Source organism: Paraburkholderia sp. GAS448, assembly GCF_050435685.1.
Taxonomy (GTDB): domain Bacteria; phylum Pseudomonadota; class Gammaproteobacteria; order Burkholderiales; family Burkholderiaceae; genus Paraburkholderia.
Window position 1 is genome coordinate 1 of sequence record NZ_JBNDKT010000135.1, and the last position, 1,695, is coordinate 1,695.

2 protein-coding genes are annotated in these 1,695 nt (G+C 58.3%); one reads left to right on the forward strand and one right to left on the reverse strand.

What is annotated here, in order from left to right; all coding sequences use genetic code 11:
* The coding region (locus P3T23_RS47595) for a B12-binding domain-containing radical SAM protein (RefSeq protein WP_429322938.1) at positions 1-1,190 on the reverse strand (1,190 nt) is incomplete at its 3' end.
* A 68-nt stretch (positions 1,191-1,258) separates the two neighbouring features.
* On the opposite strand from P3T23_RS47595, the gene P3T23_RS47600 reads away from it, so the two are divergent.
* The coding region (locus tag P3T23_RS47600) for a hypothetical protein (protein ID WP_429322939.1) at positions 1,259-1,695 on the forward strand (437 nt) is incomplete at its 3' end.

Here is a 1,695-nt window from a genome sequence, read left to right on the forward strand (position 1 = left end):
GAGCCCGGAAGCGGGGTGAGCATGAAGAATTCGAGAATGTCTATTGGCAATTCACGCTTGATGATCTCGATGTCGCGCAGGATCGATTCTTTCGTGTCCGCCGGGAATCCGATGATATAGCCAGCGTAGGTAATCGCGCCGTGGGCGCGCCACTTCTGCAGCATGGCGCGGTATTCGGTGATCTTGTTCTGCCGCTTCTTGGCCGCGATCAGATTCTCGGGATTGATATTCTCAAGCCCGATGAACACGCGACGCACACCGGCGCGCGTTGCCTTCTCGATGAAGTCTGGAATCTTGTGACAGAGCGTGTCGACCTGGATCGTGAAGCCGCAGTGAATGCCTTCCTTTTCTCGAAGTTCGATGACACGGTCGAGAAGGATCTCCCAGTCGTGGTTGCGTGCGAAATTATCATCCGTGACGAAGAACCGGTCGATGCCCTGCGTTGCGTTCTCGCGGATGATCTTCTCGAGATCGTCGGGGGTGCGAAAGCGACTCTTGTGCCCCTGCACGTTGATGATGGTACAAAACGAGCACTGATACGGGCAACCACGACCGAGGTCAACCGAGGTATAGGTACCTGCCGTGCGTTCGATATGCTTGCGCGGCAAGAAGGGCCGGGGAGCACCTTCGAGCGAGGGTAACGTGTCCATGAAATTATACAAGGGCTTCATTGCACCATTCCACGCGTCGAGAAGGACTTCATCAAGACGCCGTTCCTCGGCCTCCCCAGCGAAGAGCGCCACACCCATTGCTTGCGCTTCCTTAAGCTCAGCGGGCATCTCGGGCAGCATGGAGATGCAGCCAGAAACGTGGAAGCCACCGATCGCAACCGGCAAGCCTGCGGCACGGAACTGGCGGGCGAGGTCGAGTGCGCGCGGGTACTGGTTCGACTGGACACCGACCAGACCAATCATCGATCTCCCGCCCTTTGCCTTCAGGTCACGAATGATGCGCTCTGGCCACAGCCGCTGGTTGGTTTCGTCGCATGTCTCGATCTCAAAATGGACGCCAGGGCCCAGCAGCTTTCGCTTTCGCGCGTCATCAGCGAGCGCATACATACAGGCGAGTGTATTGGAAGGCATGACCGAGCGGAGCCACTGGAGCGGGTAGCCGTCGTCGTCGTAATGCGTCGGCTTGATGAGGACGAGAGAGAATCGGAAACTGTCAGGAATCGAGTACATCGTGTCCATGGTCTGCTCTGTAGCCCTGTCTGGAATTCACAAAACCTTGAAGGTTGTCCGTCTTCAGAAAATTGGAGATGGATCGTGAACTGGCAAGCAGTACAACAACCCGCATCCTACCCGCCTGGACCCCTGCTGTGTTTACAATGCCGCAGGCGCCAGGTTTCGAGGATTGGGATCCTGTTGGGGCCGACAAGAACTATGACACGGCGGGCTTCGTGGCGAGTTGCCGCGAGCGGGTCGAGCAGTTGTTCCTCCTGACGCAGGCGGCCTACCACCTGACGCGCATGCGTACGCTTGCGGGCAGAGCTCAGGAAAAACTTCAGGGGACCGACGCTGTCGGACAAGCTGCCGCTGGCGGCACGAACCTATCCCCGATCGCGCAACCCGCTCAGGAAAAATTGCAACGCAACCCGCGAGTTGAAAAACTGTCTGAGCGGGCTGCTCCTATGGCCGTTGTGCCTCCGAAACCTGTCGCCGAAGGCGCGCCGGGTCAAAGGGCGGGTGTGGGTCG